Origin of the sequence: Brachymonas denitrificans (assembly GCF_907163135.1) — a bacterium.
GTDB lineage: Bacteria > Pseudomonadota > Gammaproteobacteria > Burkholderiales > Burkholderiaceae_C > Brachymonas > Brachymonas denitrificans_A.
Genome location: NZ_CAJQUA010000001.1, coordinates 1257208 through 1276184, shown reverse-complemented (window position 1 = coordinate 1276184; position 18977 = coordinate 1257208). Strand labels below are relative to the sequence as shown.

General features: G+C 65.3%; 21 protein-coding genes. 18 read left to right on the top strand and 3 right to left on the bottom strand.

Annotated elements, in window-relative coordinates; translation table 11 throughout:
- Positions 1–3 precede the first annotated feature (3 nt).
- The 17 genes from fabG (at position 4) to KKQ75_RS05965 (ending at position 16409) form a co-directional block, all read left to right on the top strand.
- Positions 4–750 carry a 3-oxoacyl-ACP reductase FabG gene (gene fabG / locus KKQ75_RS06045; RefSeq protein WP_213360999.1) on the top strand — a complete coding sequence of 249 codons (747 nt, stop codon included), beginning with the start codon at positions 4–6 and terminating at the stop codon, positions 748–750.
- Between the two features lie 118 nt (positions 751–868).
- Positions 869–1108, top strand: coding sequence for an acyl carrier protein (gene acpP / locus KKQ75_RS06040; RefSeq protein ID WP_091814240.1), 240 nt, complete (start codon positions 869–871; stop codon positions 1106–1108).
- Positions 1109–1374: 266 nt separating this feature from the next.
- Complete coding sequence (gene fabF, locus KKQ75_RS06035) at positions 1375–2619, top strand: beta-ketoacyl-ACP synthase II (RefSeq protein ID WP_213360997.1); 1245 nt, start codon at positions 1375–1377, stop codon at positions 2617–2619.
- 46 nt (positions 2620–2665) lie between these two features.
- On the top strand, positions 2666–3193 hold the full coding sequence (locus tag KKQ75_RS06030; protein WP_213360995.1) for a hypothetical protein: 528 nt from the start codon (positions 2666–2668) through the stop codon (positions 3191–3193).
- Complete coding sequence (gene rpoE / locus KKQ75_RS06025) at positions 3190–3834, top strand: RNA polymerase sigma factor RpoE (protein WP_250131015.1); 645 nt, start codon at positions 3190–3192, stop codon at positions 3832–3834. Before KKQ75_RS06030 ends, rpoE begins: the two co-directional genes overlap by 4 nt.
- Before the next feature lie 12 nt (positions 3835–3846).
- The gene (locus KKQ75_RS06020; protein WP_213360993.1) at positions 3847–4566 is read left to right on the top strand and encodes a sigma-E factor negative regulatory protein; all 720 of its coding nucleotides are present in this window, start codon (positions 3847–3849) and stop codon (positions 4564–4566) included.
- Between the two features lie 16 nt (positions 4567–4582).
- A complete protein-coding gene (locus KKQ75_RS06015) occupies positions 4583–5710 on the top strand; it encodes a MucB/RseB C-terminal domain-containing protein (protein WP_213360991.1) in 1128 nt (375 codons plus the stop codon).
- Positions 5711–5939: 229 nt separating this feature from the next.
- Entirely contained in the window at positions 5940–7448 is a 1509-nt protein-coding gene (locus KKQ75_RS06010; protein WP_213362695.1) for a DegQ family serine endoprotease, read from the top strand.
- Positions 7449–7678: 230 nt separating this feature from the next.
- A complete protein-coding gene (lepA, locus tag KKQ75_RS06005; RefSeq protein ID WP_213360989.1) occupies positions 7679–9487 on the top strand; it encodes a translation elongation factor 4 in 1809 nt (602 codons plus the stop codon).
- A 4-nt stretch (positions 9488–9491) separates the two neighbouring features.
- Positions 9492–10457 (top strand): signal peptidase I, encoded by a 966-nt coding sequence (gene lepB, locus KKQ75_RS06000; RefSeq protein ID WP_213360987.1) that lies wholly within the window; start codon positions 9492–9494, stop codon positions 10455–10457.
- A gap of 124 nt (positions 10458–10581) precedes the next feature.
- Complete coding sequence (gene rnc, locus KKQ75_RS05995) at positions 10582–11319, top strand: ribonuclease III (protein ID WP_250131121.1); 738 nt, start codon at positions 10582–10584, stop codon at positions 11317–11319.
- On the top strand, positions 11316–12359 hold the full coding sequence (era, locus tag KKQ75_RS05990; protein ID WP_213360983.1) for a GTPase Era: 1044 nt from the start codon (positions 11316–11318) through the stop codon (positions 12357–12359). The genes rnc and era overlap by 4 nt, the downstream gene beginning before the upstream one ends.
- Positions 12360–12388: 29 nt before the next feature.
- The gene (gene recO, locus KKQ75_RS05985) at positions 12389–13159 is read left to right on the top strand and encodes a DNA repair protein RecO (protein WP_213360981.1); all 771 of its coding nucleotides are present in this window, start codon (positions 12389–12391) and stop codon (positions 13157–13159) included.
- Positions 13156–13917 (top strand): pyridoxine 5'-phosphate synthase, encoded by a 762-nt coding sequence (locus KKQ75_RS05980; RefSeq protein ID WP_213360979.1) that lies wholly within the window; start codon positions 13156–13158, stop codon positions 13915–13917. The genes recO and KKQ75_RS05980 overlap by 4 nt, the downstream gene beginning before the upstream one ends.
- Before the next feature lie 22 nt (positions 13918–13939).
- Positions 13940–14356: a holo-ACP synthase gene (acpS, locus tag KKQ75_RS05975; RefSeq protein ID WP_213360977.1), complete on the top strand. Its 417-nt coding sequence runs from the start codon at positions 13940–13942 to the stop codon at positions 14354–14356.
- Positions 14357–14414: 58 nt separating this feature from the next.
- On the top strand, positions 14415–15515 hold the full coding sequence (nagZ, locus tag KKQ75_RS05970) for a beta-N-acetylhexosaminidase (protein WP_213360975.1): 1101 nt from the start codon (positions 14415–14417) through the stop codon (positions 15513–15515).
- 42 nt (positions 15516–15557) lie between these two features.
- Positions 15558–16409 carry a dioxygenase family protein gene (locus KKQ75_RS05965; protein WP_213360973.1) on the top strand — a complete coding sequence of 284 codons (852 nt, stop codon included), beginning with the start codon at positions 15558–15560 and terminating at the stop codon, positions 16407–16409.
- Between the two features lies 1 nt (position 16410).
- Here KKQ75_RS05965 and cutA read toward each other — a convergent pair whose 3' ends face one another.
- On the bottom strand, positions 16411–16776 hold the full coding sequence (gene cutA / locus KKQ75_RS05960) for a divalent-cation tolerance protein CutA (protein ID WP_213360972.1): 366 nt from the start codon (positions 16774–16776) through the stop codon (positions 16411–16413).
- Between the two features lie 109 nt (positions 16777–16885).
- On the opposite strand from cutA, the gene KKQ75_RS05955 reads away from it, so the two are divergent.
- On the top strand, positions 16886–18166 hold the full coding sequence (locus tag KKQ75_RS05955; RefSeq protein ID WP_213360971.1) for an RsmB/NOP family class I SAM-dependent RNA methyltransferase: 1281 nt from the start codon (positions 16886–16888) through the stop codon (positions 18164–18166).
- A gap of 124 nt (positions 18167–18290) precedes the next feature.
- Here KKQ75_RS05955 and rpmG read toward each other — a convergent pair whose 3' ends face one another.
- Both rpmG and rpmB read right to left on the bottom strand, forming a co-directional pair.
- Entirely contained in the window at positions 18291–18461 is a 171-nt protein-coding gene (rpmG, locus tag KKQ75_RS05950) for a 50S ribosomal protein L33 (protein ID WP_091814280.1), read from the bottom strand.
- 32 nt (positions 18462–18493) lie between these two features.
- Entirely contained in the window at positions 18494–18727 is a 234-nt protein-coding gene (gene rpmB / locus KKQ75_RS05945; RefSeq protein ID WP_213360970.1) for a 50S ribosomal protein L28, read from the bottom strand.
- Positions 18728–18977: the final 250 nt, after the last annotated feature.

Sequence of the window (18977 nt, the reverse complement as noted above, 5' to 3'; positions counted from 1 at the left end):
ACGATGACGACAAACACGACTCCGCAGGTGGCCCTGGTCACCGGCGCTTCCCGCGGCATTGGTGCCGCGATTGCCCGGCAACTGGCCGAAAACGGCTTCCGCGTGATCGGCACCGCCACCAGCGAAGCCGGCGCAGAGAAGATCAGCCAGGCCCTGTCTGCCTGGGAAGGCTGCAAGGGCGCCTGCGTCAACGTCAATGACCTGCCGGCTGTCGAAGCACTGATGGACGGGATCATCAAGGAACAGGGCGGTCTGCACGTGGTGGTCAACAACGCCGGCATCACGCGCGACATGCTTGCCATGCGCCTCAAGGACGAGGACTGGGATGCCGTGCTGGACACCAACCTCAAGGCCGTGTTCCGCGTCAGCCGCGCCGCCATCAAGCCGATGATGAAGCAGCGCTACGGCCGCATCATCAGCATCACCAGTGTGGTGGGCGCTGCCGGCAACCCCGGCCAGGCCAACTATGCGGCCGCCAAGGCCGGCGTGGCCGGCATGACGCGTGCCCTGGCGCGCGAACTGGGCAGCCGCAACATCACGGTCAACTGCGTGGCACCGGGTTTCATCGCCACCGACATGACGGCCGAACTGGGCGAAGAGCAGCAGAAGGCGCTGCTGGGCCAGATTCCGCTGGGTCATCTGGGCAGCCCGCAGGACATCGCCCATGCGGTCGCCTTCCTCGCCTCGCCGCAGGCAGGTTACATTACGGGGCAGGAGCTGCACGTCAACGGCGGCATGTTCATGGCCTGATAAGATAGCGCCGTGCCGGCGGGGCAGGATGCAGCATCGATATGCAAGCAGTCTGCGAAAACCACCGGCAAACGGCTAGAATCAAACTTTCCTTTCCACTACCAAGATAGAGATAACTATGAGCGACATCGAAGCACGCGTCAAAAAAATCATCGCCGAGCAACTGGGCGTTGAAGAAGCGCAAGTGACCAACGAAAAGGCATTCGTGGCTGACCTGGGCGCCGATTCCCTGGATACCGTCGAACTGGTGATGGCTCTGGAAGACGAATTCGGCATCGAGATCCCGGACGAAGACGCCGAGAAGATCACCACGGTGCAGAACGCCATCGACTACGCCAACGCTCACCAGAAGGCCTGAGCGCGCGTTGTCCGGTGCCGCGGCCTTTCTTTCGGAAGGCCGCAGGCCGGAATCCTGCCGAGCCGGTTCTGCCGGCTATTGGCATATGGGGTGCGCGATGCAAGTCGGCGCCCCTTGTTCCCTTTTCCTGAAATGCAGCATCTGAGCAGACCTCGCAACAAGGCCGGTCGCTCGGGTGCGCGTGTTTGCTGTTTATCTGCTCCTGTCCGTACGCCGCGTGTTGCCCCTGCAGCCGGGTGCGGCCAGTCTACTGATTGAGAATTGCCATGACCCGTCGTCGCGTTGTCGTTACTGGCCTGGGGTGTGTGTCCCCTGTGGGCAATACCGTGAGCGAAGCGTGGGCCAACCTGCTCGCCGGCCGCTCCGGTATTGACAAGATCACCCGCTTCGACGCCTCCGCCATGGCATGCCAGATCGCTGGCGAAGTGAAGGGTTTCGAGCTGGAGAAATACGTCTCCACCAAGGAAGCCCGCACCATGGATACCTTCATCCACTACGGCCTGGCTGCCGCGCAGCAGGCGGTGGAAGACGCCGGCCTGCCGTTCGGCGAGGCGCTGGCGCCCGAGGTGGCCGAGCGCATCGGTTGCGTGATCGGTTCCGGCATCGGCGGCCTGCCGCTGATCGAAAACACCCATGCCGAATACATGGCACGTGGCGCGCGCCGCATCACGCCGTTCTTCGTGCCGGCTTCCATCACCAACATGGTGGCGGGCCATGTGTCCATGCGCTTCGGCTACAAGGGCCCGAACCTGGCCATCGTCACCGCCTGTACCACCGGCCTGCATTCCATCGGCCAGGGCGCCCGCCTGATCGAATACGGCGACGCCGACGTGGTAATTGCCGGTGGCTCCGAGTCCACCGTGTCTCCGCTGGGCATCGGGGGTTTTGCCGCCATGCGCGCACTGTCCACCCGCAACAACGATCCGGCCACCGCCAGCCGTCCCTGGGACAAGGACCGCGACGGTTTCGTCCTGGGCGAGGGTGCCGGCATCATGGTGCTGGAAGAGTACGAGCACGCCAAGGCGCGCGGCGCCAGAATCTATGCTGAAGTGGCAGGTTTCGGCATGAGCGCCGACGCCGGCCACATGACGGCCCCCAACATGGATGGCCCGCGCCGGGCCATGGTGGCCGCTCTGGCCAATGCCGGCCTCAACGCCGATGCGGTGGACTACCTCAATGCACACGGCACCTCCACGCCGCTGGGTGACGTGAACGAATGCAACGCCATCAAGGCAGCGCTGGGCGATCACGCCAAGAACATGGTGGTCAGCTCCACCAAGAGCATGACCGGCCACCTGCTGGGCGGTGCCGGCGGCATCGAGAGCGTGTTCACCGTGCTGGCCCTGCATCACCAGAAGGCTCCGCCGACGATCAACATCTTCGAGCAGGATCCGGACTGCGACCTGGACTTCTGCGCCAACACCGCGCGCGACATGAAGATCGACGTGGCCATGAAGAACAACTTCGGCTTTGGCGGCACCAACGGCACGCTGGTGTTCAAGCGCGTCTGATGCACGTCACTGCTTGCTGGCCGGCATTGCCGGCACAGGCTGACTCATGAGCCAGCACCGACGGCCGCCGGCGGTCCGGTTTCCCCTTGCGGAACACCGGATTCCTGCGGCCGCCTTGTTTCTGGCCTTGCTGGCCGGCGCCGGCATGCTGCTGCTCTGGCGCTGGCAGCAGGATTTCCATTCTCCCTTTCTGAAAGTGACTTGGGGCGTGGCCTGGCTCTGGCTGGCCCTCGCCGCCGTGCTCGGCCGATACTGGTGGCACGCGCTGGCCCGTGGCTGGCTGGTGTGGACGGGTGAGCACTGGCAGTTGCGCCAGGTGGCAGACGGTTTTTCCCCGCACGACGCCCCGCGCTGGCAGTGCACCATCACGCTCGATCTCCAGTCCGCCGTGCTGCTGCACCTGCGGCCGGTTGAAGCCACGGCCGTGGCAGCAGGCACCCCCCGCCGCCCATGCTGGGTATGGGCCCGGCGCTCGGCCAGTCCCGCTGCCTGGCAGGGCCTGCGTCAGGCCCTGGTCTGGGAGCAACAGCAGCAGGGACGGGCATCGGTGCCGTCTCCGGAGTTGTCCGCATGAGCGACAAGCCCGCCGTCCCCGACACCATGCCGGCCGACCGCCAGGTCGACTGGCAGCTGGTGCAGCGCACGCTCGCCGGGGAGCAGAAGGCCTTCGAACTGCTGGTGCTCAAGTACCAGAAGCGGGTGGAGCGCCTGGTGGCACGCATGGTGCGCGACGTGGATGCCGTGCCCGACATCACGCAGGAAACCTTCATCCGTGCCTATCGCGCGCTGCACCAGTTCCGGGGGGACGCGCAGTTCTATACCTGGCTGCACCGCATCGCCATGAACACCGCGCGCAAGGCCCTGCTGGACATGAAGCGCAATCCGACGCTGAGCGATGCGGCGTTGAGTGGCAGCAGCGAAGACGACGACGAAACTTTTCTGCGTCAGAACGAACCAACTACCCAGGAAACCCCCGAGGCGATCTACGCAGCCAAGGAAATCGCCCACGCCGTGAACGAGGCGATCGACGCCTTGCCCGAGGAGTTGCGCCGGGCCATCACCCTGCGCGAGATCGACGGCATGAGCTACGAAGAAATCGCCGAACTGATGCAGTGCCCGATCGGCACGGTGCGTTCGCGCATCTTCCGGGCGCGCGAGGCGGTGGCAGGCAAGCTGCGGCCCATGCTGGAGAACCGTAGCGGCAAGCGCTGGTAACGAGGAATGAACATGACAGCCAGGACAACACAGACCCCTGATCCTGCAGCAATGGCGCAGGCCCTGTCCGCCTGGATGGACGGCGAAACCCTGCCCGACGGGGTGGAAGAAGCGCAACTGCTGGACTGGTTGGACAGCGATGGCGCGGGCCGCATGGCCTGGCAGCACTGGCATCTGGCCGGCGACATGCTGCGCCAGTCGCATGCCGATGAACTGGTGCAGACGGCCCTGCCGGTGGAGACGCCGGCATGGATGGCGGGCTTGCAGCAGGCGCTGGCGCAGACACGCGTGGCCAGCATGAACGAGGAGGTGCTGGCCGAGAGGCCCGGGGCGCAGGAAGTGTCTCCGGCAGAACCGGTGCAGCCGCCCGCAGTGCAACAAGCCCCGGTGCCGCAACGCATCGACCGTTTCGATACGGGCCGCGAGCCGGCCAACGACGGCATCTGGCGCTGGAAGCTGGCAGCCGGTTTCGCCTCCGTGGCGGCGGTGGCCCTGCTGGGGTGGAATGTGCTGACGCTGCAGCACCAGAACGGCAGCATGGCATTGCTGGCACAGCAAACACCTGCGCCAGAGCAGCCGCTGGCACAGGCGGAGCTGCCGGTCCAGGCAGTTGTTGCGGACGCAGGATCGCTGCCCGAGACGCAACTGGAGGAAATGCTGGCCGCTCATGCGCAGGTCGGCGGCCAGTCGCTGTTGCCGGAACTGACCGTGGCTTCGCTCGATGTGCGTTAAGCCCATGGATGGAGAGATGAAATTGACAGGCCGGATACGTCGTGGATTGCTGCGCGTGGCGATGGGCGCTGCCGCGTTGGGCGCGGGCCTGCTGGTGTGGACCCTGCCGGCCGCAACCGGGTTTCAGCCGGCACAGGCCGCCAATGAGCAGGCAGTGGCAAGCCGCTCGGCGCAGCAGTGGCTGCAGCGCTGGCAGCAGGCTGCGCGGCAGCAGTCCTATGCCGGCACGCTGGCGCTGTCCGGCGAGCGCGGCAATCTGCGCAGTGCACGGGTCTGGCATGCGGTGCGTGATGGCCGGCAGATCGAGCGCGTCGACAATCTGTCGGGCACGCCGCGCAGCATTTTCCGGACCGACTATGCGGTGCACATCTTCCTGCGCGATCGCAAGGAAGTGCGCATCCGCACCAACATGCCGCGCCAGACCACGCTGTTCCCGGGCATGATGCCACTGGCGGAGAACCAGCTGGCAGAAGCCGCGCGTCACTATCGCGCCAGCTCTCTGGGTCAGGAGCGGGTCGCCAACCATCTGGCCGACGTGGTGGCCTTCGTTCCGGTGGATGGACTGCGTTATGCCTACCGTTTCTGGAGTGACCAGAAGACCGGCCTGCTGCTGAAATGGCAGATGCTGCCGGCCGGCGCCCAGCCTGCACAGGCCGAGGTGCTGCGGGAGGTGGCATTTTCCGACCTGCAGATTCAGGCGCCGCTGTCCTATGCGCTGCTGGAAGGCATGATGAAGGAAACCGCGGGCTACCGCGTGCAGCAGGCCGCCTTGCGCACCACCAGCCTGCAGCAGCAGGGCTGGAGCTTGCGCAAGCCCTTGCCCGGGTATTTTGTAACGCATTGCTATGCGCGTCGCGCTGGCGGCCTGGGGCCGGTGGTGGATGCCGATCCTGCAGCGCGCAGCGGTGCCGCCTCCAATCAGACCGCCGCGACCGTGACGCAATGCGTGCTGTCCGACGGACTCAGCAGCATCTCGCTGTTCCTGTGGGAGGGCGCCGCAGCAGGGCCGCCGGCCGTACACAGCAAGGGCGCCACCAGCATCCGCAGCCAGGCCATCGCCGGGCAGCAGGTCACGGCGGTGGGCGAAGTGCCTCCCGCAGCATTGCAACAGCTGCTGGACAACCTGCAACGCAGCCCGCGCTGAGCCGGAGGGCCACAGCACGTGCTTACATCTTGATTGCGTGCCCTCGTGGCACCATATGCTGCGATGCGACAGATGGCCGTGCATGCGGCTCTGCGTGCAGCAGTCCCTGATCCGACCTGAGGTTTCCGCCATGTTCTCCCGTTTCCGTTCTCCTGATTCCGAAGCCCCTGCAGCAGCGCGTGCCGGCCGTGCCCCCTGGCGCCTGACGGCAGCCGCCACCGTGGCCGTGATGCTGGCTGCGGGTGTGGCAGGTTGCAAGCCGGCGGCAGACGGAAAACCTGCGGCTCCGGCAGCCAGTGCCTCGCAGCCGCTGGCCACGCCACCCATTGCCATCAACCAGTCCGCCACACCGGCGGCCCCGCTGGTTACCGGCCTGCCTGATTTCACGCCGCTGGTGGAGCGCGTCGGACCGTCCGTGGTCAACATCCGCACCATGGAAAAGGTGCGTACCTCGCGTCTGGGTGGTGGCGGCACCCCCGAAGAGCAGATGGAAGAGCTGCTGCGCAAGTTCTTCGGCGTGCCGCTGCCGGATGGCCATCCGCGTCGCGGCACTCCGGCGCCCGATGGGGGCGAGGAGCGTCCCACCGGCGTGGGCTCGGGCTTCATCCTGTCGGCAGACGGCTACATCATGACCAACGCCCATGTGGTGGATGGTGCCGATGACCTGCTCGTGACCCTGCCCGACAAGCGCGAATTCCGCGCCAAGGTTGTGGGCAAGGACGTGCGCACCGATGTGGCGGTGGTCAAGATCGACGGCAAGGACCTGCCTGCCGTGCGCATCGGCAAGGTCGACACGCTCAAGGTGGGCCAGTGGGTGATGGCCATCGGTTCGCCCTTCGGCCTGGAAAACACCGTCACCGCCGGCATCGTCAGTGCCATGCAGCGCGACACCGGAGACTACCTGCCCTTCATCCAGACCGACGTGGCGATCAACCCCGGCAACTCCGGCGGCCCGCTGATCAACATGCAGGGCGAGGTGGTTGGCATCAACAGCCAGATCTACTCGCGCTCGGGCGGCTTCATGGGCATCTCCTTCTCGATCCCGATCGACGAGGCGGTGCGGATTGCCGACCAGCTGCGCGCCACCGGCACCGTGACGCGCGGCCGTATCGGCGTGCAGATCGGCGCCGTGGGCAAGGATGTGGCCGAATCCATGGGTCTGGACAAGGAAGCGGGCGCGCTGGTGCGTGGCGTGGAAGCGGGTTCGCCCGCCGAGAAGGCGGGTGTGCAGCCGGGCGACATCATCACCAGATTCAACGGCAACACCATCGCACGCACCTCCGATCTGCCGCGCCTGGTGGGCGAGACCAAGCCGGGGACCGCGGCCACCATCACCGTGCTGCGCAACGGCAGTAGCAAGGACTTGAGCATCACCATCGCCAAGGCCGAGGATGACGCCACCCCGCGCAGCCTGCTGGGTCAGAACGGCGAGAAGCTGCCTGGCGCCGCGGCCATCAAGTCGCTGGGCCTGAACGTGGCCGAGATTTCGGCGCAACAGCGCCAGCAGTTGCGTGGCAAGGGCGGCGTGCTGGTGCAGGAGGTGGAGCAGGGCAGCCCGGCCGAGCGTGCCGGCCTGCAGCAGGGCGACATCATCATGGCGATCGGCAACCAGCAGGTGGACAATGTGCCGAGCTTTGCCGCTGCCGTGGGCAAGCTGCCACCCAATCGCGCATCCAGCCTGCTGTTCCAGCGCGGCGAATTTGCCCAGTTCACCATGATCCGGCCGGCAGCGCGCTGATGGGGCGGCATGCGCCAGCGCAGCGGGTTTGCCCATCGGGCAGGCAAACCGGCTAAAATACCGGGTTGCAAAAAGAAGGCGCATGTCCGGCCCTGTCGCGCCGCAGGCCGGAGCCTTCCCTGTTTTCCCTTCAATGCTTTGCCCGCGCCGGCGCCCGTACAGGCACCGGTGCAGGCCGGGGTGTGGCTCCCCCGACGTATCCTGCCCCCTGGGCCTGCCATTCACTGTTCATGAACCACATCCGCAATTTTTCCATCATCGCGCACATCGACCACGGCAAGTCGACGCTGGCCGACCGCCTGATTTCGCGCTGCGGCGGCCTGTCCGATCGCGAAATGAGCGAGCAGGTGCTTGACTCGATGGATATCGAGAAGGAGCGCGGCATCACCATCAAGGCGCAGACCGCCGCGCTGCAGTACAAGGCGCAGGATGGCAAGGTCTACAACCTGAACCTGATCGACACTCCCGGCCACGTCGACTTTTCCTACGAGGTGAGCCGTTCCCTGTCCGCCTGTGAGGGTGCATTGCTGGTGGTCGATGCCAGCCAGGGCGTGGAGGCGCAAACCGTGGCGAACTGCTACACCGCGCTCGACCTGGGCGTGGAAGTGCTGCCGGTGCTCAACAAGATGGACCTGCCGCAGGCCGATCCCGAAAACGCCAAGGCCGAGATCGAGGACGTGATCGGCATCGACGCCAGCGACGCCATTCCCTGTTCAGCCAAATCCGGCATGGGCATCGACGAGATCCTGGAGATGATCGTCGCCAAGGTGCCGGCACCGCGCGGCAACCCCGATGCACCGCTGCGTGCCATGATCATCGACAGCTGGTTCGACAGCTACGTCGGCGTGGTGATGCTGGTGCGTGTGGTCGATGGCCGCCTGCAGAAGGGCGAGCGCTTCAAGATGATGGCTTCGGGCGCTGCCTATGATGCCAACAACATCGGCGTGTTCACGCCGGCCAACGAGCCGCGGGATGTGCTGAATGCCGGTGAGGTGGGCTACATCATTGCGGGCATCAAGGAGCTGAAGGCCGCCAAGGTGGGTGACACCATCACGCTCGAGAAGAAGCTGCCCAACAACCTCGGCCCGGCCGAGAAGGCTCTGCCCGGCTTCAAGGAGGTGCAGCCGCAGGTGTTTGCCGGCCTGTACCCGACCGAGGCCAACCAGTACGACGCGCTGCGCGACAGCCTGGAAAAACTGCAACTCAACGATGCCTCGCTGCATTTCGAGCCCGAAGTGTCGCAGGCGCTGGGCTTCGGCTTCCGCTGCGGCTTCCTGGGCCTGCTGCACATGGAGATCGTGCAGGAGCGTCTGGAGCGCGAATTCGACATGGACCTGATTACCACCGCGCCCAGCGTGGTGTACGAGGTGGTCAAGGGCGACGGCGAGGTCATCATGGTGGAAAACCCCTCCAAGATGCCCGATGTCGGCCGCATCCAGGAAGTGCGCGAACCCATCGTGACGGTGCACCTGTACATGCCGCAGGATTACGTCGGCCCGGTGATGACGCTGGCCAACCAGAAGCGCGGCGTGCAGATGAACATGCAGTACCACGGCCGCCAGGTCATGCTGACCTACGAGCTGCCGCTGGGCGAGATCGTGCTCGACTTCTTCGACAAGCTCAAGAGCGTGTCACGTGGTTATGCCAGCATGGACTACGAGTTCAAGGAGTACCGTGCATCCGATGTGGTCAAGGTCGACATCCTGCTCAACGGCGACAAGGTCGATGCGCTGTCCATCATCGTGCACCGCACGCAGGCACAGTATCGCGGCCGCGCCGTGGTGGCCAAGATGCGCGAGATCATCAGCCGCCAGCAGTTCGATGTGGCGATCCAGGCCGCCATCGGCGCCAACATCATCGCGCGCGAAACCGTCAAGGCGCTGCGCAAGAACGTGCTGGCCAAGTGCTACGGCGGAGACATCACGCGCAAGCGCAAGCTGCTCGAAAAGCAGAAGGCGGGCAAGAAGCGCATGAAACAGATTGGTTCGGTCGAGGTTCCGCAAGAAGCGTTCCTGGCCATTTTGCAAGTGGAAGACTGAACGCATGCCTTTTCTGACTGCATTGGTTCTCGGCGGCTTCGTCGCCTACATGGCGGGCTGGTACTTCGGTGCCATCGAGGGCAATATGGCGCTGCTGCTGTTCATGGCAGTGTGCGTGACCGGCGTCTACTGGATCGCCGAGAAATTCTGGTTCCAGCCGCACCGCCGCAAGGCCGCGGCCGATTTCGAGATTGCACAGAGCCAGCGCGAAGCCAGCCTGGCCGCCAAGGGCGTGACGGGCGACAACGTCAATGTGGCCCAGACCAGGGAGCGCCTGCTGGCCCAGCCCTGGTGGCTGGACTGGACGGCCGGCCTGTTCCCAGTGATCCTGGCGGTGTTCCTGCTGCGCTCGTTCGCCTACGAGCCGTTCAAGATTCCCTCGGGCTCCATGATTCCCTCGCTGCTGATCGGCGACCTGATCCTGGTGAACAAGTACGAGTGGGGCCTGCGCCTGCCGGTGCTGAACAAGAAGATCACCCAGGGCGAGCCGGTGCAGCGCGGCGAGGTGATGGTGTTCCGCTATCCGCCCAAGCCCACGGTGGACTACATCAAGCGCGTGGTCGGCCTGCCCGGCGATACGGTGAGCTATATCGACAAGAAGCTCATGGTGAACGGCAAGGAAATCGACCACACGCCGCTGCCGGACTATCTCGACCAGAGCACCATGCAGTACTACCAGCAGTTCCAGGAACAGCTGGGTACGCACACGCACCGCATCCTGATCGATGCCAACCGTCCCGCCGGTATTCCGGTGCTCGAGAATTTCCCGCAGAGCGAAAGCTGCCGCTACAGTATCGAGGGCGTTACCTGCAAGGTGCCTGCCGGCCATTATTTCGTGATGGGCGACAACCGCGACAACTCGGCCGACTCCCGCTTCTGGGGCTTCGTGCCGGATGACCATATCGTCGGCAAGGCCGTGGCAGTCTGGTTGAACCTGGGCGATCTCAAGCGCATCGGCCGCATCGAATGACGCCACGGGCCGGCGGCTGCTGCATTGCGGCCACCCGGCGAATGGTGTATTGTTTCCCGCACACGGATTGTCCTTCTTGACGAGTTCTACCTCCTTGCCTGGCACACCCGCATCCTCCCAGCCGCTGGACCAGCTTGCGCAACGCATCGGCCATGCGTTTGCCAACCCGGCCCTGCTGCAGCGTGCACTGACGCACCGCAGCTTCTCGGCAGACCACAATGAGCGGCTCGAATTCCTGGGCGATTCGGTGCTCGGTCTGGCCATCTCCAGCCTGCTCTACAGCCGGCTGGAACAGGCCCCCGAAGGCGATCTGTCCCGCATCCGCGCCAATCTGGTCAAGCAGGACAGCCTGCACCGCATTGCACTCAAGCTCGATCTGGCTGCCAGCCTGCGTCTGGGTGAGGGCGAACTGCGTTCCGGCGGCCTCAAGCGTCCCTCCATTCTGGCTGACGCCTTCGAGGCGGTCGTCGGCGCCGTCTATCTCGATGCCGGTTTCGCGCCGGCCCAGGCCCTGGTGCACCGCCTGTTTGCCGACGTGGACATCAACAGCAGCATGTCTGCCGCCGGCAAGGATCCCAAGACCGCGTTGCAGGAATGGCTGCAGGGCCGCAAGATGGCACTGCCGAGCTACCAGGTAGCCGATATCGAAGGCGCCGCACACCAGCAGACCTTTGTGGTCGACTGCCTGATCGAGGCGCTGCAACTGCGCGAGCGTGGCAGCGGTCCTTCCCGCCGCGCCGCCGAGCAAGACGCGGCCAGCAAGATGCTGCAACGTCTGCAGCAGGCCTATCCGCAGGGCAAGCCGGTTGCCCGCACCCTTACCATCCGCTCCCGCAACGCGGGGCAACGCAAGGCGCCATGAACCAAGATCCCGTTTTTCCCGATTCCCGCTCCGATGACAAAGGCGAGCTGGCTCCTGATGTGGCCAAGCAGCTGGAGAAAATTCTGGGCCGTGCACCGGCCACCGGCGGGGCGCCGGCTGACGCTGCATCCAGCGAAGCGGCTGGCGCGCCGCATTGCGGCCTGGTCGCCATCGTCGGCAAGCCCAACGTGGGCAAGTCCACGCTGCTGAACGCGCTGGTGGGCCAGAAGGTCAGTATCACTTCGCGCAAGGCACAGACCACGCGCCACCGCATCACCGGCATCCGTAGCGAAGGCGTGAACCAGTTCGTGTTCGTCGATACGCCCGGCTTCCAGACGCGCCACGGCAATGCCCTGAACAAGTCGCTCAACAAGGCCGTGACCGGCGCCGTCGCCGATGTGCACGTGGTGCTGTTTGTGGTGGAGGCAGGGCATTTCAGCCTGGCCGATGCCAAGGTGCTTTCGTTGCTGCCGGCCGACGTTCCGGTGCTGCTGATTGCTAACAAGCTCGATACGGTGCATCGCCGTGCCGAAATTGCCCCGTGGCTGCGCGATATGCAGCAACGCCATCCCTTTGCCGAGTTCGTGCCGATGTCGGCCAAGAACGCCAAGGACATCCAGCGCCTGCTGGAAATTACCGCCAAGTACCTGCCCGAACAGGACTGGTGGTATGGCGCCGACGAGCTGACCGACAAGAGCGAAAAGTTCCTGGCCAGCGAGATTGTGCGCGAGAAGCTGTTCCGCCTGACCGGTGACGAGCTGCCTTATACCTCTACCGTGGTGATCGACAAGTACGAGGAAGAGCCGGGCAAGAAGGTCTCGCGCATGGTGCGCATTGCCGCCACCATCGTGGTCGAGCGCGATGGCCACAAGGCCATGGTGATCGGCGACAAGGGCGAGCGCATCAAGCGCATCGGCATGGAAGCGCGCCAGGAACTGGAAAAGCTGATGGACGCCAAGGTGTTCCTGGAACTCTGGGTCAAGGTGCGCTCCGGCTGGGCCGATGACGAAGCGCGCGTGCGCTCGTTCGGTTACGAATAAGCCGTGACCTTCGCATTGCGGAGGGTGCCGTGGCACTGAAGCGCATCACGCACGAACCGGCGTTCGTGCTGCACCGCTATGACTGGAGCGAGAGCAGCCTGATTCTGGAGGTCTTCACGCGCCACCACGGGCGTACCGCGCTGGTGGCCAAGGGCGCCAAGCGTCCCAGTTCCAATTTCCGGCCGGTGTTGCTGCCCCTGCAGCCCTTGCAAGTCACCTACAGCAGCGATGGGGAGATCGGCACGCTCAAGTCGGCCGAATGGGTGGGCGGCCATGTGATGCCGACCGGCGAAGCGCTGCTCTCCGGCTACTACCTCAACGAACTGCTGATGCGCCTGCTGGCGCGTGACGATCCGCATGCAGCGCTGTTCGACGGCTACACCACTGCCGTGGCGCTGCTGGCGCAGGAGTCTGCCGCGACCACCGAGGTGCTGGAGGCCGTGCTGCGCGCCTTCGAGCTGACGCTGTTGCGCGAAGTGGGCGTGCTGCCCGTGTTCGATGTGCAGACGCTGACCCATATGCCGGTGCAGCCGGGCGATCGCTATGTATTGCTGCCTGAAAGCGGCCTGCGCCAGGCGCAGCCCTCCGAGGCACGTCAGGCCCTGGCCGGCCAGCATTGGCTGTCCCTGCAACAGGCCATGGACGATGCCGCGCCCCTGCATGCGCTGCTGCGCCTGTGCCTGGAGCGGCGCGAGCTGGCGCAAGCCCTCAAGCAGCAATTGCGCGGCGTGCTGCATTACCATTGCGGCGTCGAGACGCTGCGTACGCGTCAAATGATGATGGAGCTACAGAAACTATGAGTCAGCCGGGCAAGACCAGCCTCTCGGTCAATGTGAACAAGGTTGCGCTGCTGCGCAACACGCGCCACCTGGGTATTCCAAGTGTCACGCGCGCGGCCACGCTATGCCTGGAGGCGGGCGCCGACGGCATCACCATACACCCGCGTCCGGACGAGCGCCATATCCGCGCCAGCGACGTGGCCGAACTGGCCGCGCTGATGCGCGACTGGCCCGAGCGCGAATTCAACATCGAGGGCAACCCGACGCAGAACCTGATGGGCTTCATCCGCGACATGCGCCCGCACCAGGCCACCTTTGTGCCCGACAGCGAAGACCAGTTCACCAGCGACCATGGCTGGGATCTGACCGACCCGGCCGTGTGCGCACGCCTGCGCCCGCTGATCGACGAGTGCCACCAGCTCGGTGTGCGCGTGAGCCTGTTCATGGATGCCGATGCCGCAGCCATGGCCGCCGCCCGCGAAGTGGGCGCCGACCGTGTCGAGCTCTACACCGAACCCTATGCCGCAGCCTGGGGCACGGCAGAGCAGGGCGCGCAACTTCAGCGCTTTGCCGCCGCCGCACAGGCCGCACTCGATGCCGGCCTGCAGGTCAACGCCGGCCACGACCTGAACCGCGACAATCTGGCCGCCTTCGTGCGCGAGGTGCCGGGGGTGAGCGAAGTGTCCATCGGCCATGCGCTCGTCGCCGATGCGCTGGAACTGGGCTACGCCGCCACCGTGCGCGACTATCTGCGCTGCCTGCGCGAAGGCGGGCGCTGAGACTGGCGAAGAGGGCAGGGGCATGATCTACGGCATCGGCAACGACATCTGCGACATCCGCCGCCTGCGCGCCACGCTGGAGCGGCGCGGCGAGCGCTTTGCCGAGACCGTGCTGGGCCCGTCAGAACTGCAGGTCTATCACCAGCGCCAGGCGCGCTGGCCGGACCGCGGCGTGCGCTACCTGGCGACGCGTTTTTCCGCCAAGGAAGCCTTCAGCAAGGCCATCTGCATGGGCATGCACATGCCCATGACATGGCGCCGCTGCGAAATCCTCAACCGGCCCAGCGGCCAGCCCTACATCGTGCTGCATGGCCAGTTGCAGCAATGGTTCGAGGCACAGGGATTGCAGGCCCATGTCAGCATCACGGACGAATCCGAGTACGCCGCCAGCTTTGTCGTCGTCGAAAAAACCGCGCCTGACAATCCCCCGGCGCGGTGATTTCTTCTGCCTTGCGCCACAATAGGCGCAAGTCCGATTACCAGAGAGTCAGCCAGACATGCACCACGCCCCCCTGATCATCGATATCGCCGGTACCCGCCTGACCGCCGTGGATCGCAAGCGCCTGCAACATCCGCTGGTGGGCGGTGTGATCTATTTCGGCCGCAACTGGCAGGACCGCGAGCAGATCACTGCGCTGAGCAGCGAGATCAAGGCGCTGCGGCCCGACCTGCTGATCGCCATCGACCATGAAGGCGGCCGCGTGCAGCGTTTCCGCACCGACGGCTTCACGCCGCTGCCGCCGATGCGCGCCCTGGGCCAGTTGTGGCGCAATGGCAAGGACGGCAGGGCACGCCTGGGCAAGCATGCGCTGGCGGCCCAGCGTGCGGCCACCGCCTGCGGCTATGTGCTGGCCTCCGAGCTGCGTGCCTGCGGCATCGATTTCAGCTTCACCCCCGTGCTCGATCTGGACTACGGCAAGAGCAGCGTGATTGGCGATCGCGCGCTGGACAGTGATCCGCGCGTGGTGGCTTCGCTCGCGCGCAGTTTGATGCTGGGCCTGCTGCAGGCCGGCATGGGCAACTGCGGCAAGCATTTCCCCGGCCATGGCTACGTCAAGGCCGATTCGCATGTGGCGATTCCCGTCGACAAGCGCGGTCTCAAGGCCATCGTCAAGGACGATGCGCTGCCCTATGGCTGGCTCGACAACGCCCTGACGGCCGTGATGCCGGCCCATGTGATCTATCCCAGGGTGGACGACGTGCCCGCCGGCTTCAGCAGCCGCTGGATCAACGACATCCTGCGCGGCCAGTTCGGCTTCGATGGCGCCGTCATCAGCGACGACTTGAGCATGCAGGGCGCACGCCAGATCCGCGGTCAGTCGCTCACCCATGCCGAGGCGGTGCTGGCGGCCCTGCGCGCCGGCTGCGATCTGGCCCTGCTGTGCAACCAGAGCCTCGACGGCGGCAAGGTGCTGGACCAGGTGCTCGACAGCGTGAGCGAAGCGGTGGTGAAAGGCCAGTGGGAGCTCAACGACGTGAGCGAGGAGCGCCGCCGCGCCTTGCTGCCGCAGTCGCCCGCACTGCCGTGGGAAGTGCTGATGCGCACGCCGGCCTATATTGCTGCGCTCGAAACCCTTTCGTCCCTGCACGCGGACTGAGCGTTGGCGACTGACCCGTCCTTGCCTGCGATGAGTTGCTCCATGTCCGATTCTGCCTCCCTGTCGTCCGGCTCCGCCGTCTTCCCGTCGCTGTTCATATCGCACGGCTCTCCGATGTTTGCACTGGAACCGGGACAGGCCGGTGCCGCGTTGCGCACGCTGGGGCAGACACTGCCGCGCCCGCGCGCGGTGCTGGTGCTGTCGCCGCACTGGATGACGCGCAACCTGCAGGCCGGCAGCCATCCTGCGCCGTCCACCATCCATGATTTCGGCGGTTTTCCTGAGGCGCTCTACCAGTTGCAGTATCCGGCGCCGGGCGCGCCGAAAGAATTGCTGGACCATCTGGTCGGTATGCTGGCGGCGCACCAGGTGCCGCTGCAACTGGAACCCGAGGCCGGCCTGGATCATGGCGTTTGGGTGCCGCTGATGCACCTGTACCCCGAGGCCGATGTGCCGGTGCTGCACCTGTCCTTCCCCAGCCACCTGACGCCCGAAAAGGCCGATGCGCTCGGCCGCATGCTGGCGTCGCTGCGCGAACAGGGCGTGTTCATCATCGGTTCCGGCAGCCTGACGCACAATCTGCGCGATTTCTTCGGCGGCAGCGACGATACCGGCTATGTGGCCGCGTTCGTCCAGTGGATGACCGACACACTGGAGCAGGGCGACACCGCCGCCCTGATCGATTACCGGGCACGGGCACCTTCCGCGGAACGCAGCCATCCCACCGATGAGCACCTGCTGCCGCTGATGTTCGCCTGGGGTGCTGCCGAAGGTGATGGGCCGGGCCAGTCCCTGCGCCTGCCGGGTGAACAGATCGGCTCGCTGCAGATGGACAGCTATCTGTTCGGCGCGCCCGAGGCGCTGCGCAAGGCGCTGGGCGAAGCCATCCGCTGAATCAGGCGGCAGCCGTTTCCGCCTGCAGCCACTGCGCATAGGCCGGATCGACGGCATGCAGCCGTTCCACATGCAGCTCGGGCACGTCGTAGCTGTGCAGCGCGCGGATCGCCTCCTGCAGTCGCCTGCACAAGGCCCCGCGCGTCTTGCAACTCAGTCGCCATTCCTGTCCGGCCACCACCGCGCCGTCCCATCGGTACACGCTTTCGATGGTGCTGATCTGCACGCAGGCCGCAAGACGCCGCTCCACCAGCGCGCGTGCCATCGCACGGGCCTGCTCCCCATCGTCAATGGTGGTGATGACGGCCACGGCTTGGCCAGGAGCGAAATCCGCGGCATCAGGACAGGAGGGGGCGGTGTGGGGCATGGCAGTTCTTGCGTCAGATCAGAAAGGGGGCAATCCGCAGCCAGACGCCCGCCCGGGAATCAGCCGGGGGCATTCCGCGGCACTGCAGGGCATGAGAAAATAGCAAGTTATGCATCCCAAAGCCCTTCTGGACCATTGTGCCGCATTGCTGGCTCAGGTCCTGCGATTCGACCATCCTGCCGACGCCATCGTGTCGCGCTATTTCCGTGAAAACCGCCAGCTTGGCCAGCGCGAGCGCGGCACTCTGGCAGAAACCGTCTTCGCCGTGCTGCGGTACAAGGCCCGCTTCGAAATGCTGGCCCGCAGCGGCAGCGGCCCGAAGGAGCGGCGCCTCGCCATCCTCGGCTTTGCCGCCGACCGTGACCTGCTCGCCGGCGCCCTGAGCGCGCAGGAAAAGGACTGGCTCAAGGCCTGCGACGCCGTGCAGGACAGCGAACTGCTGCCGGTGCACCGGCACAACCTGCCGCAATGGCTGGCTACCGAACTGGAAGCCCAGCTGGGCGAGCGTTTCATGGCCGTGGCCGAGAGCTTTTTGCAGCCGGCCCCGCTGGACCTGCGCGTGAACACCCTGAAGGCCAAGCGTGCCGATGTGCAGAAGGCGCTCAATGCCGAGGGCCTCGCGAGCCAGTCAACGCCCTGGACCCCCTGGGGCCTGCGCCTGCAGGGCAAGCCGGCGCTCACGCGTCTGGAGCTGTTTAAGCAGGGTGCCATCGAGATTCAGGACGAAGGCTCGCAGCTGCTGGCTCTGCTGCTGGACGCCCGTCGCGGCGAAATGGTGGTCGATTTCTGCGCCGGTGCCGGCGGCAAGACGCTGGCGATCGGTGCCAGCATGCGCAACACCGGCCGCCTCTATGCCTTCGACGTCTCCGCCCATCGCCTGGAAAACCTCAAGCCGCGCCTCGCGCGCAGCGGCCTGAGCAATGTGCACCCGGCGGCCATTGCGCACGAGCGTGACGAGCGCATCAAGCGTCTGGCCGGCAAGATCGACCGCGTGCTGGTCGATGCTCCCTGTTCGGGGCTGGGCACGCTGCGTCGCAACCCGGCACTCAAGTGGCGCCAGGATCCTGATACCGTGCGCGAGTTTGCCCTCAAACAGACGGCTATCCTCGCCAGCGCCGCGCGCCTGCTCAAGCCGGGCGGCCGTCTGGTCTATGCCACCTGCAGCGTCCTGCCGATGGAGAACGAGGTGATCGCCGATGCCTTTGGCGTGGCCAACCCGGCTTTCCGTCCGCTCAATGTGGCCGAACTGCTCACGCAGCTCAAGGTGCCGGACGCAGCCACACTGTGCAGCCCGGCCAGCGGCGCGGTCGAGGCGGGGCGCTACCTGCGCATGTGGCCCGACCTGCATGGCACCGACGGCTTCTTCGCCGCCGTCTGGCAGAAGACCTGAGGCTTGCGCAAAGGGGCAGCCGCGCAAGCGACTGCCCCCCGTTTCTTCCTGCGTTGCAAAGCCGCAGGGCATAAAAAACCGCCGGGCGATTGCCAGGCGGTTTTTGTGCAGGGAAGGGGCCGAATTACTTCAGCTTGACTTCCTTGTATTCCACATGCTTGCGAGCCTTGGGGTCGAACTTCATGATCGACATTTTCTCGGGCATGGTTTTCTTGTTCTTGCTGGTGGTGTAGAAGTGGCCCGTGCCGGCCGTGGATTCCAGCTTGATTTTTTCGCGTCCGCCTTTGGATGCCATGGTGAATTCCTTTCAGTCAGTAATGGAGTGGATCAGGCCTGGCCGCGGGCGCGCATGTCGGCGAGCACGGATTCGATGCCATTCTTGTCGATCAGGCGCAGGGCAGCGCTGGAAACACGCAGGCGCACCCAGCGGTTCTCGCTCTCGATCCAGAAGCGGCGGGACTGCAGGTTGGGCAGGAAACGACGCTTGGTCTTGTTGTTGGCGTGGGACACATGGTTGCCCACCTGCGGGCCCTTGCCCGTAACTTCACATTTGCGTGCCATGAAGAGCACTCCTTTACTGGTTTGTTGGAATCAACAGCCCCGACAACGCTGGCCGAAGCTGCACCTCGCCTGCGGAGCATGCCGGTCAAGAAAACCTGCATGCACGCTATTGCAGACGGTCGATTGCTTTTTTTGCCGGGCCTGCTGCAAGGAGCAGATTCAGCAAAGCCTTGGATTATATGGGATTTCTGGCTCGCAGAAAAGACCGTGCGGTGAAAAACCGCCGGTGCCTGCAGCGTCGTGGCCACAT

Bases quoted from the DNA above. Each gene is read 5' to 3' on its own strand.
- fabG (WP_213360999.1), top strand. From the start codon at position 4: ATGACGACAAACACGACTCCGCAGGTGGCCCTGGTCACCGGCGCTTCC.
- acpP (WP_091814240.1), top strand. From the start codon at position 869: ATGAGCGACATCGAAGCACGCGTCAAAAAAATCATCGCCGAGCAACTG.
- fabF (WP_213360997.1), top strand. From the start codon at position 1,375: ATGACCCGTCGTCGCGTTGTCGTTACTGGCCTGGGGTGTGTGTCCCCT.
- KKQ75_RS06030 (WP_213360995.1), top strand. From the start codon at position 2,666: ATGAGCCAGCACCGACGGCCGCCGGCGGTCCGGTTTCCCCTTGCGGAA.
- rpoE (WP_250131015.1), top strand. From the start codon at position 3,190: ATGAGCGACAAGCCCGCCGTCCCCGACACCATGCCGGCCGACCGCCAG.
- KKQ75_RS06020 (WP_213360993.1), top strand. From the start codon at position 3,847: ATGACAGCCAGGACAACACAGACCCCTGATCCTGCAGCAATGGCGCAG.
- KKQ75_RS06015 (WP_213360991.1), top strand. From the start codon at position 4,583: ATGAAATTGACAGGCCGGATACGTCGTGGATTGCTGCGCGTGGCGATG.
- KKQ75_RS06010 (WP_213362695.1), top strand. From the start codon at position 5,940: ATGCTGGCTGCGGGTGTGGCAGGTTGCAAGCCGGCGGCAGACGGAAAA.
- lepA (WP_213360989.1), top strand. From the start codon at position 7,679: ATGAACCACATCCGCAATTTTTCCATCATCGCGCACATCGACCACGGC.
- lepB (WP_213360987.1), top strand. From the start codon at position 9,492: ATGCCTTTTCTGACTGCATTGGTTCTCGGCGGCTTCGTCGCCTACATG.
- era (WP_213360983.1), top strand. From the start codon at position 11,316: ATGAACCAAGATCCCGTTTTTCCCGATTCCCGCTCCGATGACAAAGGC.
- KKQ75_RS05980 (WP_213360979.1), top strand. From the start codon at position 13,156: ATGAGTCAGCCGGGCAAGACCAGCCTCTCGGTCAATGTGAACAAGGTT.
- acpS (WP_213360977.1), top strand. From the start codon at position 13,940: ATGATCTACGGCATCGGCAACGACATCTGCGACATCCGCCGCCTGCGC.
- nagZ (WP_213360975.1), top strand. From the start codon at position 14,415: ATGCACCACGCCCCCCTGATCATCGATATCGCCGGTACCCGCCTGACC.
- KKQ75_RS05965 (WP_213360973.1), top strand. From the start codon at position 15,558: ATGTCCGATTCTGCCTCCCTGTCGTCCGGCTCCGCCGTCTTCCCGTCG.
- cutA (WP_213360972.1), bottom strand. From the start codon at position 16,776: ATGCCCCACACCGCCCCCTCCTGTCCTGATGCCGCGGATTTCGCTCCT.
- KKQ75_RS05955 (WP_213360971.1), top strand. From the start codon at position 16,886: ATGCATCCCAAAGCCCTTCTGGACCATTGTGCCGCATTGCTGGCTCAG.
- rpmG (WP_091814280.1), bottom strand. From the start codon at position 18,461: ATGGCATCCAAAGGCGGACGCGAAAAAATCAAGCTGGAATCCACGGCC.
- rpmB (WP_213360970.1), bottom strand. From the start codon at position 18,727: ATGGCACGCAAATGTGAAGTTACGGGCAAGGGCCCGCAGGTGGGCAAC.